14 protein-coding genes are annotated in these 13,816 nt (G+C 72.8%); 8 read left to right on the plus strand and 6 right to left on the minus strand.

All coding sequences use genetic code 11. The annotated features are described in order from the left end of the window. Positions 1-7: 7 nt before the first annotated feature. The 7 genes from ACW9TB_RS36070 to ACW9TB_RS36100 all read left to right on the plus strand — a co-directional run bounded on the left by ACW9TB_RS36070 (position 8) and on the right by ACW9TB_RS36100 (position 8,168). On the plus strand, positions 8-682 hold the full coding sequence (locus ACW9TB_RS36070) for a phosphatase PAP2 family protein (protein WP_472752603.1): 675 nt from the start codon (positions 8-10) through the stop codon (positions 680-682). A 118-nt stretch (positions 683-800) separates the two neighbouring features. After that, positions 801-1,652, plus strand: coding sequence for a hypothetical protein (locus ACW9TB_RS36075; RefSeq protein ID WP_472752604.1), 852 nt, complete (start codon positions 801-803; stop codon positions 1,650-1,652). Further along, a complete protein-coding gene (locus ACW9TB_RS36080; RefSeq protein WP_472752605.1) occupies positions 1,646-4,330 on the plus strand; it encodes an outer membrane protein assembly factor BamB family protein in 2,685 nt (894 codons plus the stop codon). The genes ACW9TB_RS36075 and ACW9TB_RS36080 overlap by 7 nt, the downstream gene beginning before the upstream one ends. Positions 4,331-4,563: 233 nt before the next feature. After that, entirely contained in the window at positions 4,564-5,109 is a 546-nt protein-coding gene (locus ACW9TB_RS36085; RefSeq protein ID WP_472752606.1) for a hypothetical protein, read from the plus strand. Continuing rightward, positions 5,106-6,257 (plus strand): peptidoglycan-binding protein, encoded by a 1,152-nt coding sequence (locus ACW9TB_RS36090; RefSeq protein ID WP_472752607.1) that lies wholly within the window; start codon positions 5,106-5,108, stop codon positions 6,255-6,257. Before ACW9TB_RS36085 ends, ACW9TB_RS36090 begins: the two co-directional genes overlap by 4 nt. Continuing rightward, positions 6,244-6,909, plus strand: coding sequence for an ABC transporter ATP-binding protein (locus ACW9TB_RS36095; RefSeq protein WP_472752608.1), 666 nt, complete (start codon positions 6,244-6,246; stop codon positions 6,907-6,909). The genes ACW9TB_RS36090 and ACW9TB_RS36095 overlap by 14 nt, the downstream gene beginning before the upstream one ends. After that, positions 6,906-8,168 carry an ABC transporter permease gene (locus ACW9TB_RS36100; RefSeq protein WP_472752609.1) on the plus strand — a complete coding sequence of 421 codons (1,263 nt, stop codon included), beginning with the start codon at positions 6,906-6,908 and terminating at the stop codon, positions 8,166-8,168. The genes ACW9TB_RS36095 and ACW9TB_RS36100 overlap by 4 nt, the downstream gene beginning before the upstream one ends. Positions 8,169-8,176: 8 nt before the next feature. Here ACW9TB_RS36100 and ACW9TB_RS36105 read toward each other — a convergent pair whose 3' ends face one another. From ACW9TB_RS36105 to ACW9TB_RS36125, 5 genes are all read right to left on the minus strand, one after another. Beyond that, complete coding sequence (locus ACW9TB_RS36105) at positions 8,177-8,851, minus strand: response regulator (protein WP_472752610.1); 675 nt, start codon at positions 8,849-8,851, stop codon at positions 8,177-8,179. Then, entirely contained in the window at positions 8,848-10,350 is a 1,503-nt protein-coding gene (locus tag ACW9TB_RS36110; RefSeq protein ID WP_472752611.1) for a HAMP domain-containing sensor histidine kinase, read from the minus strand. Before ACW9TB_RS36110 ends, ACW9TB_RS36105 begins: the two co-directional genes overlap by 4 nt. Positions 10,351-10,598: 248 nt before the next feature. Next, a complete protein-coding gene (locus tag ACW9TB_RS36115) occupies positions 10,599-11,318 on the minus strand; it encodes a hypothetical protein (protein WP_472752612.1) in 720 nt (239 codons plus the stop codon). Continuing rightward, positions 11,315-11,830 (minus strand): SigE family RNA polymerase sigma factor, encoded by a 516-nt coding sequence (locus ACW9TB_RS36120; RefSeq protein ID WP_472752613.1) that lies wholly within the window; start codon positions 11,828-11,830, stop codon positions 11,315-11,317. Before ACW9TB_RS36120 ends, ACW9TB_RS36115 begins: the two co-directional genes overlap by 4 nt. Positions 11,831-11,975: 145 nt before the next feature. Then, positions 11,976-12,857 (minus strand): SDR family NAD(P)-dependent oxidoreductase, encoded by an 882-nt coding sequence (locus ACW9TB_RS36125; RefSeq protein WP_472752614.1) that lies wholly within the window; start codon positions 12,855-12,857, stop codon positions 11,976-11,978. Between the two features lie 97 nt (positions 12,858-12,954). On the opposite strand from ACW9TB_RS36125, the gene ACW9TB_RS36130 reads away from it, so the two are divergent. After that, a complete protein-coding gene (locus ACW9TB_RS36130; protein ID WP_472752615.1) occupies positions 12,955-13,389 on the plus strand; it encodes a MarR family winged helix-turn-helix transcriptional regulator in 435 nt (144 codons plus the stop codon). A 206-nt stretch (positions 13,390-13,595) separates the two neighbouring features. On the opposite strand, the gene ACW9TB_RS36135 is transcribed toward ACW9TB_RS36130, so the two are convergent. Then, positions 13,596-13,816, minus strand: a 221-nt coding sequence (locus ACW9TB_RS36135; RefSeq protein WP_472752616.1) for a calcium-binding protein, incomplete at its 5' end; no start/stop codon positions are given.

Here is a 13,816-nt window from a genome sequence, read left to right on the forward strand (position 1 = left end):
AGCTCCCATGAACGACGGCCGGGCGGATCGCCTCGCCAATCCGACCCTCGCCGCGTTCGGCCCGCCCCTGCTGTCGCTGGTCCTCGCCGCGCTGCTGGGCTCGTTGTCGAAGACCGCCGCCTGGACGCGCGCCGACCTTCGCCTGGACGAGCTGGTCCAAAGCGTCCGCACCCCCTGGCTGAGCACCGTCGCCCGGGGATTCGACGCCTTCTTCGCCCCCATGCCCGCCCTCGGCCTCACCGTGCTGCTGGCCACCGTCCTGATCACGACCGGACGTCTGCGCGCGGCGGGAACCGCCGTCTCGATGATCGCCGCGGGCTGGGGCACGAGCTCGCTGTTCAAGACGGTGGTGGCCCGGCCGCGCCCGCCCTTCGACCACCAGCTCATCACCCACTACGGCCACGACAGCTTCCCCAGCGGGCACGTGTCGATCACCCTGGTGCTGGTGATGGCCCTGGCCGTGCTCGCCCGGGGCACCCGCTGGTCCCGCACCGTGGTGATCATCGGCGCCGTCCTGGTGACGGCCCAGGCCCTCGCCCGCCTCTACCTCGGCGTGCACTACCCGACGGACGTGATCGGCTCCTGCCTGACCGCCCCCGCCGGAGCCCTCATCGCCCTGGCCCTGTGGCGACGCCACGACACCCACCGTCCGCGTCCGCACACCACGGCGTTGCCACGATGAGGCGGCGTCGGGCGCATTCAAACAAAAACGTTGTTCTGGTGCGCGGTGGGCGACGGGCGGGCATATTCGTGGGTGCATGGTCGGAATCAGCCCATTCGACAGTCATCGAAAGGCGGTCATGGCCAGAGCGCGTCAGCGCGGGAAGAGCGGTGGCGGCCGGGGCGGCGGCGGTCAGCCGGAGCCGGGCCCGGAAGGCTGGAAGGCCGCGCGCGCGTGGGTGGCGGGGGTGGCCAGCGCTGTGCTCATCGCGGCGGCGGGCGTGGTGTTCACCACCTGGTACACCGCGAGCGGGTCCGACGCCATCGACCGGATCGGCAACCAGCCGCCGCTGACGGTCGGGCACGTGGAGGTCTCCCTCGACGAGCGCCCGCTCGTGCTCAGAGAACCGGTGACCGACCCCCGCGACCGGGCGATCCTGCTGGGCAAGGCGGCGAGCGACGCCGACGTGGACGCCATGCTGGCCCGGCACCACGTCGCCACGATCGGGGAGATGACGGCCACCGTCGTCTTGAAGGGCAACCGCAGCAGCGTGCGCATCATCGACATCGAACCCCGGGTGCTCACCCGCGCGGCCCCCTCCGATGGCGCCTACCTGCTGCCGGGCAGCGCCGGGGAGGCCAACACGGTGGAACTCCTCGCCGACCTCGACCGGCGGCCGGTCCGCTTCACCACCAAGGAGGACCCGCGCACCGCGTACTTCACCAAGAAGCAGATCGACCTCAAACGCGACGAGGTGGTCACACTCAGCCTGTCGATCGTCGGTGCGAAGGCGTACTACGAGTTCGATCTGGTGGCCACGGTGCTGGCCGGGGGCCGTTCCGAGGAGATCGTGATCAAGGGGCCGGGCGGTGTGCCGTTCCGGCTGACGGGCCGGGCCGGCTCCTACCGCACCGCCTACGGCAGAACGGGGGGCGGCTTCTGGGTGCCGCGACCCTCCGGCCTGGCCTGCACGACCGCGAAAAAGTGCTGAGCGCGCGGGCCGCCGCCGTCCTGGTGACGATCGCGCTGCTGCTCGGCGCCGCCGCGGACGCCCCCGGCGCCAGGCTCGTCCCCGTTCAGTGGCGGCCGGCGTGGCCGGCGCCCGCCAACGACCCGAAGTCGGCGTTCGAGGTCCTCTTCAGCGACGCCTCCGAGCAGGTGCTGGCCCTGGCCGGCGAGAACCGGGTACGCGTTCTCGACGCCCGCACCGGCGGGCACGTCCGCACCCTGTACCCGCCCGGCTACCCGGTCACCGGCGTGTGGGTGACGTCCGGCACCGTCTTCGTGCTCACCGGTGAGGTGGAGGTGTTCGAGGGCGAGCAACGGCTACAGGCCTACGACGCGGCCAGCGGCGCGGCACTGTGGGGGCGCACCGTCGCCCTCCTCGACCAGGAGCGCGTCCCCGGCACCGGCCGTTACTCCGGGCCCCGGGTCGTGGTGACCGAACGCGGCGTCGTGCTCGCCGAGCGAGTGTTCGAACCGCTGACCCTGCTGTCGCTGGACCCGCGCTCGGGCGCCGCCGTGGCCAGGACGGTCCACGAGCGGCGCTGCGACCTGACCGCCGCCGCCGGCGCGCACTCGCTGCTGCTGCTCGACCACTGCGCGGACAACCGGATGCGGCTCTCCTCGGTGGACCCGTCCACGCTGCGGGCCGAATGGAGCCGCACGATGCCCTCGCCCGCCCGCGACTTCCCGGACCCGGTGCGGCTCGGGGACCCGGACAGGCTCGGTCTCACGGTCAGCGGTGACGGATACGTCGAGATCGGCGACGCGTTCTACGCGCCGGACGGCCGCCGGCTGCCCGCCTCGCACGAGACGCCGCGCGCCGCGGGGGGCGGCCCGTGGAGCGAGCCGCTGTATCTGAGCAGAACCGATCCCGGAATTTCCGTCCTGTCCACCTGGCCGCTACCGGCGTTCCTGACCTTTCTCGACCTGCGCACGGGCCGCCCGCACTCGCTGCCGCTCGACGTGCCCTCCGGCGCCGCCACCCTCGTGGGAACCGCGCCCGGCACGGCGTTCGTGCTGCTCGACAGGGGCCGCGTCGCCGCCTACACCCTGACCTACGGGATCCCGACCGGACGCGAGCCGTTCGACGGTGTCTCGCCGGAGGCCTGGCCGGACGCGTGCGGCCTGCTGAGCGCCGCCGACCTGCGCCCCATCGCGGACGGCTACACGCCCGTACCCGCGACCCCGGCCCTGTTCGGCGAGCGCCTGCCGCGTCCGTCCCGGTGCGACTGGATCCCGCCCACCGACGACGCTCCCGTCGTGTCCCTCGCGGTGGAGTGGGTGTCGTCCTCCAGCGCGACCGCCCGGCGGATCTTCGCGACCGAGACCGCCAACCTCAAGCAGGCCATGGCCTACGACGTGACCACGGAGGATCCGTACCTGCTCGACTACCTCGTCCCCACCGCCACCGGCAGCAGCGGCGCGCCCGAGGCCGTCGTCGGCGTGGGCCCGGTCATCGTCCGGCTCGTCTCCACCTCGCGTCCGGCCCTGCGGCTCTCGGCCCCGCTGGTCCGGGACGAACTCCTGACCCGCTACCGGCTTGCCCGCCACACCCCCGCCCCGCTCCCGCGGCTGCGCTGGAGCTTCCCCGCCGACGGCCACCTGATGCGCGCGCCCACGGTGAGCGGCGACACCGTCTACGCCGCCGGCGGCGGCCGCGTCTACGCCTTGGACGCCGTCACCGGCCGCCCGCGGTGGAACCGAATGATCGGCGACTACGTGTCCGGGCCGGTACGGTTCGCCGGCGACCTGGTGTACGCCCAGGACTCATTCATCCTGCACGCCCTGGACGCCCGCACCGGCCGCCCGCGATGGCAGTACTCCTCGCATGAGGTGGGAGATCACTTCCTCGTGACGCGGGGGCGCGTCGTCTTCTGCGCCGGAGGCGAGACCATCGCCCTGGACGCCGCCACCGGCCGACGGCTGTGGCGTTTCCGCCTTGTCGAAAACTGCAGCTACTCCCGTCTCGTCCAGGCCCGCGGCACCGTCTACGTGGACGACAGGGCGGGCACCGTACACGCGCTGGATCTGGCCACCGGCGCGCGGCGGTGGAGCGTGCGGACGGGAACCGGCGAGGCCGCCAGCACCTGGGTCACCCCGGCCGGGAAGGTCGTCTACGTCGCGGGCGCCGACCGCCGGATCCGCGCCCTGGACGCCGCCACCGGCGCGCAGCGGTGGAGCACCCGGCTCGGCGGCGCGCTCACCTGCGCCCCGCTACCCGCCGACGCCACCGTCTACGTCAGGGGCGCCGACCACCAAGTGCACGCGCTCGACGCCCGTACCGGCGAGAAACGATGGAGCGCCCCGACCGGCGTCATCGACCCGGCCCTCGGCCTTGACCCGATCGTCAGCCGGGACCACCTCTACGTGGTCACCGGCACCGGCATCGTCACCGCCTTCGACACCGGTACCGGCGAGGAACGGTGGAGCACGCCGGTGGGCGGCGTCATCACCGTGGGCCCCGTCGCGCACAAGGGCGTCGTGTACGTGTCGACCGAAAGGGGCACCGTCCACGCCCTGGACGCCGCCACCGGCGCGCGGAAATGGCGCGCGCACACCGGCGACGCGCTGGTAAGCAGCTTCATCGACGGCAACACCCTCACCCACGCCAACGGCCTCCTCTACACGGGCGGCGGCGGCAACGTGTACGCCCTGCGCCCCTGAGGGACCCGGTACGGGCATCACCGCAGGCTCGTCCGGCGATGCCGCGACGGTGAACAGGGGTTCTCCCCGCCGGGGACCCGCTTGACGGCGTCGGACGGGGTCCCCGCGCGGGCGCCGATCGAGTTCGCCGGGTAAAGGCCGCCGCGCCGTTTTGTCGATACCCCAAATGTGGGGGGTGAGGTCATCACGTTCTGGGGAATCGCCCGTGGCGGGCCGGTGGCGAACCTGGGTCCATGCTTGTTCACCGGATCCACCGCAATACGAAGACCACGTCCGGCGCGCTCGCCGTCGCCGCCGCACTGGCCGGGCTGGCCGCACTCGCCGGTTGCGGCGCGGGCGAGACCACCCCCCCGAAGGGCGGCGAGGCCACGGTGGCCGCGCTTTACCGGAAGCTCTCCCAGTGCGTCCGTGACAACGGAGTGCCGGACTTCCCTGACATGATCTTGGGCGACGACGGCAGGTGGAAGCTGCCGTCGGGTGCCACGCCGCCGCCGGAGGCGGCGGAGAAGGCGTGCGAACCCGTCCTGCGGGAGATCGCGCAGGCGGGCCAGGAGACCGGCGCGCCCGCCTCCGAGAGCGACATGGCCGCGTGGCGTGAGTTCGCCCGGTGCATGCGCCAGAAGGGCGTCTCCGACTGGCCCGACCCCGACCCCGACGGCTACTTCACGCTGCCGCGGCGGCTCGCCGACCGCGACAATCCCGACGTGGCCACGGCGCAGACCGAGGCCTGCCGGCCCAACCTGCCCAACGGCGTGCTGAAGGCGAGGGGCGGCAAGTGACATCCGCGACGCCGGGACAGCGAAAAGGAAACACCCCCGACCGGCTCCCCGCACGGCGCCACCGCCGCTCGCGCGGCCTGCTCGCGCTCGCGGCGGCCTCGATCGCCGGCGCGGCCGGGACCGGCACATGGTTCGTCGTCAACCACTCCGGCGGGGCCGCGACCCCCACGCCCACACCGGGCGTGACGACCTCCACCGCCGAGGTGGTACGGACGGACGTGGCCGAGCGCCGCCTGGTGAACGGCACGCTCGGCTACACCGGGTCGTACGAGCTGACGGCGGGCCGTGGCGGCGTCGTGACCTGGCTCCCCAAGGTCGGCGCCGTCCTGCGGCGCGGCATGGCCGCCTACGAGCTGGACGGAAGCCGCGTCCGGCTGATGTACGGCGACCGCCCGGCCTGGCGCGGCCTCGGCCCCGGCGTCACCGACGGGGCCGACGTGCTCCAGCTGGAACGCAACCTCGCCGCCCTCGGCCACGGCGAGGGCCTGACGGTGGACCGGCACTTCTCACCGGCGACGTACCACGCGGTACGGCGCTGGCAGAAGGCGGCCAAACTGACGGTCACCGGCGAGGTGCCGCTCGGCCAGGTCGTGTTCACCCCGGCGGCGACGCGCGTCGGCGGGCACGACGTGAAACTCGCCGCCATCGTGGGACCCGGACGGCTCGTCCTGCACGGCACCGGGCGGAAACCGGCCGTACGGGTCGCGCTCTCGCCCGGCGACCTGCCACGGATCCAGGCGGGCGACCCGGTGGTCGTGACACTGCCCGACGGGTCGCCGAGGGAGGGGAAGATCAGCTCGGTCGGCGCGGTCGCCCTTGCCGCTCAGGGCGACGACGCCGCCGACGGCACCTCGGTGGCACCGGTGACGATCACGCTGTCGGGCAGGGAGAGGATCCGCGGGTTCCTGGACCAGGCGGGCGTCCAGGTCGCCATCGTGGCCCGCGAGCGCGAGGGCGTGCTCGCCGTGCCCACGACGGCGCTGCTGGCCCGGCCCGACCGGACCTACGAGGTCGTCGTCGTGCGGGGCGCCACCCGAAGGCGCGTGGCCGTGGAGACGGGCCTGTTCGACGAGTCCAGGGGGCTGGCCGAGGTGACCGGGGACCTGTCGCCCGGGATGCGGGTGGAGGTGCCCGGTGACGCTTCTTGAACTCCGCGACGTCCGCAAGACCTACCCGGGAAACCCCCCGGTGGAGTCGGTCCGCGGCGTGAGCCTGGCCGTCGAGGAAGGCGAGATGATCGCCGTCAGGGGCGCGTCGGGGTCCGGAAAATCCACCCTGCTCCACCTCATGGCCGGTCTTGACCGGCCCACCGGCGGCTCGGTCCTGCTGGACGGCCAGCGGATCGAGACGCTCACCGACCGGCGGCTCGCGGGCCTGCGCGCCTGGCGGGTGGGCGTGGTCTTCCAGCGGTTCTTCCTCCTGGAGACCCTGACGGCCCTGGAGAACGTCGCCGCGGGCCTGCTGTACCGGGGGGTGCCCGCCAGGAGGCGGCGGCGGGCCGCGGCGGAGGCGCTGGAGGCGGTCGGGCTCGGCCACCGGCTGCATCACCGGGTGACCAAACTGTCGGGCGGCGAACGGCAGCGCGTGGCCATCGCCCGCGCCACGGTGGGCCGCCCGGCGATCGTGTTCGCCGACGAGCCGACCGGCAACCTCGACTCCGCCAGCGGCGCGGGCGTCCTGACCCTCATGCGGGAGCTGAACGAGGCGGGCACCACCCTGGTGATCGTCACCCACGAGGAACGGGTCGCCGCCGCCTGCCGACGCCGGATCGAACTGCGGGACGGGGTGGTGGTCTCGTGACCGGCTCGCCGAAGACAACCCCGGACACGAACGCGGGCACGACTCCGGGGACGCATGAGGACCGGCGGCCGAGGTGGCGCAGCCACCTGCGGCCCGGCGACATCATCCCGACCGGCACGCTGGGCCTGCGTTTTCGCCGGGTCAGGACGGGACTGTCGGCGCTGGGAATCGCGATCGGCATCGCCTCCATGGTCGCCGTGCTCGGCGTCACCCGCTCCAGCTCCTCGCAGCTGCTCGGCCAGCTGGAGGCGCTCGGCACCAACCTGCTCACCGTGGTCGGCGGCACCAACCTGAGCGGCGCCGAGGTCATGCTCCCTGACGAGGCCGCGCCGATGATCCGGCGGGTACCGGGCGTGCTGGGCGTGGCGCCCACCGCGCGGATCGGCGACGCCGACGTCTACCGCAACGACCACATCCCCTCGGGCCAGACCGGCGGCCTGGCCGTACGGGCGGCGGACGAGACGCTGCTGAGGACGTTGCAGGGTTCGGTCATGGCGGGACACTTCATGGGCGCGGGAGCGGCGCCGGTGACCGTACTCGGCAAGGACATGGCCACCCAGCTCGGCATCGCCCGGCTGGACGCCGACACCCGGGTGTGGCTCGGCGGCCAGTGGTTCACCGTGATCGGGATCCTCAACCCGTTCCCGCTCCAGCCCGAGATCGACAGGTCGGCGCTGGTCTCGTTCGCCGCGGCCAGGGAACGGCTGGGACACACCGGGGCGCCCAGCCGCGTCTACGTGCGGACCGACCCCGCCCGGGTGACGGACGTGGGCCGGATCCTCGCCGCGACCGCCAACCCGGCCAGCCCGTTCTCGGTGCGGACCAGCAGGCCCTCGGACGCCCTGACCGCGCAACTGGCGGTCAAGCGGTCGGCGGGCGCGCTGTTTCTCGGGCTCGGCGCCGTCGCGCTCCTGGTCGGCGTCATCGGCATCGCCAACGTGATGGTGATCTCGGTACTGGAACGGCGCTCGGAGATCGGCCTGTGGCGCACCCTGGGGGCCACCCGGGGGCACATCGCCGTGCAGTTCCTCACCGAGTCGCTCGTCCTGTCCGCGCTGGGCGGCGCCTGCGGGGTGGTGATCGGCTCAGCCGTCACCGCGGGCCTGGCCCTGTCCCAGGGCTGGGACCTGGCGATCCCGCCCGCCGCGCTGTGGGGCGGCTTCGGCGTCTCGCTCGTCGCCGGGGCGCTCGCCGGGCTCTACCCGGCACTGCGCGCCGCCCGGCTGTCACCGACCGACGCCCTGCGCACCGGCGGCTGAGCGGACGGTCAGCGCCGGCCACGATCGCGGACCGGCGCCGACATCGCCTCACCGAGAGGCACCAGGCCGCACTGCAGGCCGAAGATCGCGGCCTGCGTGCGGTCCTGGAGCCCGAGTTTGGCCAGCAGGCTGGAGACGTAGGACTTCACCGTCTCCTCGCTCAGCGACAGCACGCGGGCGATCTCCCGGTTCGAGCGGCCGTGCGACAGGGACGCCAGCACCTCGCGCTCCCGGGGCGACAACACGCGCAACGGGTCGTCGGGGCGGCCGTGCGCCTGCTGGACCAGCAGCGCCGCCACGGCGGGGTCCAGCACGCTGCGGCCCTCCGCGGCCGCGCGCACCGCCGCCACCACCTGGTCGCTGGCGCTCGTCTTCGTCAGGTACGACAGCGCCCCGCCGCGCAGCGCGTTCAGCACCTGGTCGTCCTCGACGTAGGAGGTGAGGACGATCACCGGCGGCCGGTGCGGCTCCTCCTTCAGCCGAGACAGCACACCGAGACCGTCCAGGCCGGGCATCACCAGGTCGAGCACCACCACGTCGGGCCGTAGCCCGGCGATGGCCGCGAGGGCGGACTCCCCGTCGGCGCACTCCCCGGCGACCTCGACGTCCGGCTCCTCCTCCAGCGCGTACCGCAGGCCCTGGCGGACGACCTGGTGGTCGTCGACGATCAGCACGCGGATCACACCGCACCTCCCGTGGTCCGTGGAAGACGGACGCGGACGGTGGTGCCCGCGCCCGCCGCGCTCTCCACCTCGATGGTGCCCCCGGCCTCGGCGATCCGCTCACGCATCAGGCGCAGCCCCAGCCCGTGCCGCCCGCCCGCCAGCTCCGGATCGAAACCCCGGCCCCGGTCGCGGACCAGCACCTCCACACCGTCCCCGGAGGCGGTCAGGCGAAGTTCGGCCGTCCGCGCGCCGCCGTGCCTGGCCGCGTTGCCGAGCGCCTCCTGCACCACGCGCAGCAGCGTGTGCTCCGCCTTCGGGCCCAGCTCCACCTCGTCCAGGTCGGCGGTGACCGACATGCCCAGCCGCGTCTCGTACGTCCGGCACAGTTCGAGCAGCGCCGCGACCAGGCCCGCCTCCGCCAGCTCCGCCGGACGCAACTCCAGCAGCATCGCGCGCATCTCCCACATGATGCGCGCGATCGTCTGCTCCATCGTCTCGGCCTGGGTGCCGGCGCGCGAGCCCGCGGGCAGCGTCCGCCGCAGCGTGCCCGCCACCAGGTTCAGCGAGAACAGGTCCTGGGACACCGAGTCGTGCAGCTCCCTGGCCATCCTGCTGCGCTCGACCAGCCGGGCCCGCGCCCCCGCCGCCTCGCTTTCGGCCCGTACGGCGGCCTCGATCCGCTCGCTCATCGTGTTGAAGCTCTCCTCAAGGCGCCCGACCTCGTCGGTGCCCGAGACCGGGACGCGCGACCCCAGATCGCCTCGCGCCATCGCCGAGGTCCCCCGGGAGAGCCGCTCCACCCGGGAGATCAGCTTGCGCGTGCTGAGCAGGCCGAACCAGGCGCACAGCGGGACGAGCAGCAGCCACGCCAGCACGGTCGTCCCCAGCCAGCCGGTCCCGTTGGATTTCCAGCCGGAGGTGATGACGGGCGTGGACGGGGCGGAGCCGTGCGCGGCGGGTGCCTCCCGCGCCCACACGTACACCACCCCGAGCACCCGCCCGCCGGCCCGGATGGGGCTGGTCGCCCAGGCCACGGGGTGGCCCGGCCTGGTGCCCATCCCGCTGCGCGCCGCCGTGCCGCCCGGGAATCCGGGCGGCGTCGAACCCACCTCGCCGGCCGGAGGGACCGGGGGGACCACCAGGCGGCCGTCCGGCGCCACCACCGCCCGGGTCATCCTGATCCCGGCGAGGTCGTGGACGGCCTCCGCCACCCCTGAGGCCTGGCCCGTCCACCGTTCGGCCACCCTGAGCAGCAGCTCCCCGTCGGACAGACCTTCGTTTCGCCCGGCCAGATCGGCCGCGGCCAGGGCGAGCCCCATGGCGTCCCCCGCCGCGAGCACCTCCGCCTGGTCCTGCAGCGGGCGGCTCCCGTCCTTGGGGTACTCCACGTGGATCCACGGCGACAGCCCGCGCGGGATGACGAACCAGCCGATCATCGCCGCGAGGAAGGCCGCCACCGCCGAGATCAGCACGTACGACACGGCCATGCGAACCCTGAGGCCGGTACGGGAGAACATCGAAGCCTCCGCCCAGAATGGCAGGCCGGAACCGGGTCCGTGCTCTGCGCCGCACTCCCAGATTCTCATGAACGCCCCCTCTCCGGGAGCAAGATCAAGAAAGGGGGGGCGAGGCGGTCAGGATCGACGACTCCTCTCGGGACTCGTTCTCACCCGAGGCTTCGATCCGATCGGTCCAGCGGCGGCCGCGTGGCCGGATCCACCTTCCCTGCCGTGGGCCCGGCCCCCAGGCCGCACCCGGTGAACGGTCAGTTCGTTTCCGCGGTTTCCTTGGTTTCCTTGGCTTCCTCCGCCTTCTTGGCGGCGTCCTTCATCGCGTCCTTTTCCGTGTCGCCGAGCTTGTCGCCGACCGGGTGCCTGTCGCGCCCGGGCTTGTAGGGGATGTCGGTCGAGCAGGTCAGCGGCGCGTCCGCAGGGACCAGGCTCATCGTCGCGCCGAGCGGGTTGGGGTTGTCCGGCTGGTAGTCGGGGGTGCGGATGCCGATCAGTAGTTTGGTGCCGGTGGGCATCGCGCTCGGCGTGATGACTATCCGCGGCGGCTGGTCGCCGGTCTTGTCCGTGGTGATGACGTCGTCCAGGCCGTCCTGGCCGCCGGGAGGTGTGGTGTCGCACCATTTGTTGATCGTGACCTCGGCGGGCACCCCGGCCTGGGCCAGAGCGTTCTTCATCGTCGTGGGATCCAGGGACTCCTGCTTGGTGAGCTTCACGGTCACGGTGCCGTCGGCGTTGGAGTCGACGGAGAAGGCCGCCATCCGCACGTGTACCGCCGACGGCGCGTTGACCTGCTGACCGCCGAACGTCAGGGTCCAGGCGACCGTCGCGGCGAGCACGCCGCCACCGGCCGTGGCGGCAAGACGGCGATACCGCCGGCGGGCGCGGGCCGCCGAGATCACCTCATGCGCGGGTGTGCTCATCCGGACGCCTGACATCGAGTCGCGCACCGCGTTCAGTACGTCGTCGTCGTTCATCTGTGCTCCTCCAGGCTGGTGGCGGTGGTGATGGTGAGGTCGTCGCGCAGTGCCGCGATGGCGCGCGACAGGTGCGCGGTGACGGTTCCCGGAGCGATCCCGAGGGTCGTGGAGGTGGTGTGGGTGTCCAGGTCCAGGAAGACCCGCAGTGCCACCACCTCCCGCTGCCGTTTCGGCAACCGCCGCAGGGCGGCCAGCAGGGCGGGATCCACGTCCGGCGCATCGGGGCGTGCCGGTTGGGCGCTGTCGTGACCGGCCAGGGTGACCTCGTGACGACGACGCCGCCACCAGCTCACCCGCGTGTTCAGCGCCACCCGGACCACCCACGCGCGTGGCGCGGGATGCCGCCTGACCGTACGCCAGGACAGCCACGCCCGCGTGAACGCCTCGGCGACCAGGTCCTCGGCCAGCTGCCGGTCCCCGGTGGCCGCCACGACGGCGCGCAGGCACGCGTCCCGGGCGCTTTGGTAGAAGTCCTCGAACTCCATGTGCTCCACACCCCCCTCACGCATAAGCCGGCCAATCCGCTTACTTCGCACCTTGATTCGATAACGCGGACGTCCCGGCGACCGGCGGGCCCGCTCGTCGCCCTCCGGCACCCACGGCACCGCGCGGGCCCAGACGCGGCAACGGGAAGTCGGCTGCGGTCCGCGCGGTTCAGGTGCCGCCGGGCCGGTGGGTGTCGTGGAGGAGTTCGGCGGTGGTCCGCCACAGCGCGCGCTGGACCGCCTCGTCGCGGCCGATCTCGGGGCACTCCAACGGCTTGGTGGTCTTGGCGGCGAAGTAGCCTCCGGTGACGTGGGCGAAGGCGGGGTCGGTCGCGAGTTTCACGATGATGTCGGCGCCGTGGCGGGGGTCGCCGATGTTCAGCCGGGTGAGGGTCTTCTCCAGGGTGCGGGCGAGGGGAAGTTCGCGCCCGAGCCCGGTGGTGTTGAAGCCCGGGCACAGGCAGGTGACCGCGACGCCCGTTCCCTCAAGCCGGCGGCCGAGTTCCTGGGTGAACATGATGTCCATCAGCTTGGTCCGGCCGTACAGCGGGCCCGACTCGCGGCGGGTGAAGGCCGTTGTGTCGGTCAGGTCTGTGAGCGGGTCGATGGTGTGGACCCGGCGCGAGGCCCGGGAGGCGACCGTGACGATCCGGGCGGGGGCCGAGGCGGTGAGCTTGTCGCGCAGGGCGTTGGTGAGCGTCCAGGGGGCGAGGTAGTTGACCGCGGTCATCTCGGCCAGCCCCTCGGAGGTGATCCGCTGGGAGAAGGCGTGCAGGCCCGCGTTGTTGATCAGTACGTCGATCCGCGGGTAGTGCGCGTCGATTCGCTCCGCGGCCCGCCGGACCTCGTTGAGCAGGGACAGGTCGGCGAGGAAGACGTCCACCGGGGTGCCGGGGGCGCCCTGTTCGATCTCCCGGCGCAGCGCGTCCGCCTTGGTTTGGCTGCGGGCGATGACGCCGAGGTGGGCGCCGGTGCGGGCCAGGTCGAGAGCGGCCAGGCGGCCCAGGCCGTTCGTCGCCCCGGTCATCACGATGACGGGCCGGGTGTCCATGGATCTCCTTTTTTCACGATAATTGGTGAGGTACCTCATTAAGGTAACATTTCAATGAGGTACCTCACCAACTGGGTGACGGCGAGAGGAGACGACCATGAGGGACCGGACGGCGACGCCCGCGGAGATCGGCCTGCGGTATCTGTCGCTCGGCTACCGCCTGCGCAAGGTCGTCGACGACGGTATGACGGCCAACGGACCGTCACTGGCTCGTACGAAGGTCCTGCGGGCACTCGACGGACGCGGCGCCATGCGGCAGTCGTCACTGGCGCGAGAACTCGGTCACGCCCCCCGCTCGGTCACCCAGGCCGTCGAGGCCCTGGAGCGCGAGGGACTGATCGAACGGGCGGCCGATCCCGAAGACGGGCGTTCCAAACTCGTCAGCCTCACCCCCGAGGGCGCCAAGGCACTGGCCGCCGGTACGGCGGCGGGCGAACGCGTCCTGCGCGAGATATTCGGAACGCTGGACAGCGGACAACTGGCGGACCTGGGCGAACTCCTCGACGCCATCGACGCGGGCCTCGACACCTGACACCCGCCGCCGCGCGCCGCGCCGCCGGTAAAACCGAGACCGTCGTGGCGTACCTGTCCGGTTCCCTCGTGAACCCGCGGTTCCGGCCGCTCACCACATCCGCTACGTCCCCGGCGCCCCTGCTTCGCGCATCCACGCCTGAAGGCCGGGCGTCCTCGTTGGACGCCCGGCCCGTCACCGGCCCCGTGTCACGGGGGCCGGTGGGCTCAGAGCTCGCAGTTCTGCTCGGTCTCGCCGGTGCAGGTGTCGGTGTTGGCGCCCCCGTCGGTGGTGTCGTTGCCGCCCCGGCCGTGCAGGAAGTCGTCGCCGCTGTCGCCGACGAGGACGTCACGGCCGCTGCCGCCCCACAGGGTGTCGTTACCGGCCGAGCCGAAGATCTCGGTGAACCGGTTGACGGTGTCGTTGTTGACGATGTCGTCGCCCTGAC

This window comes from Streptosporangium sp. H13245, assembly GCF_055690525.1.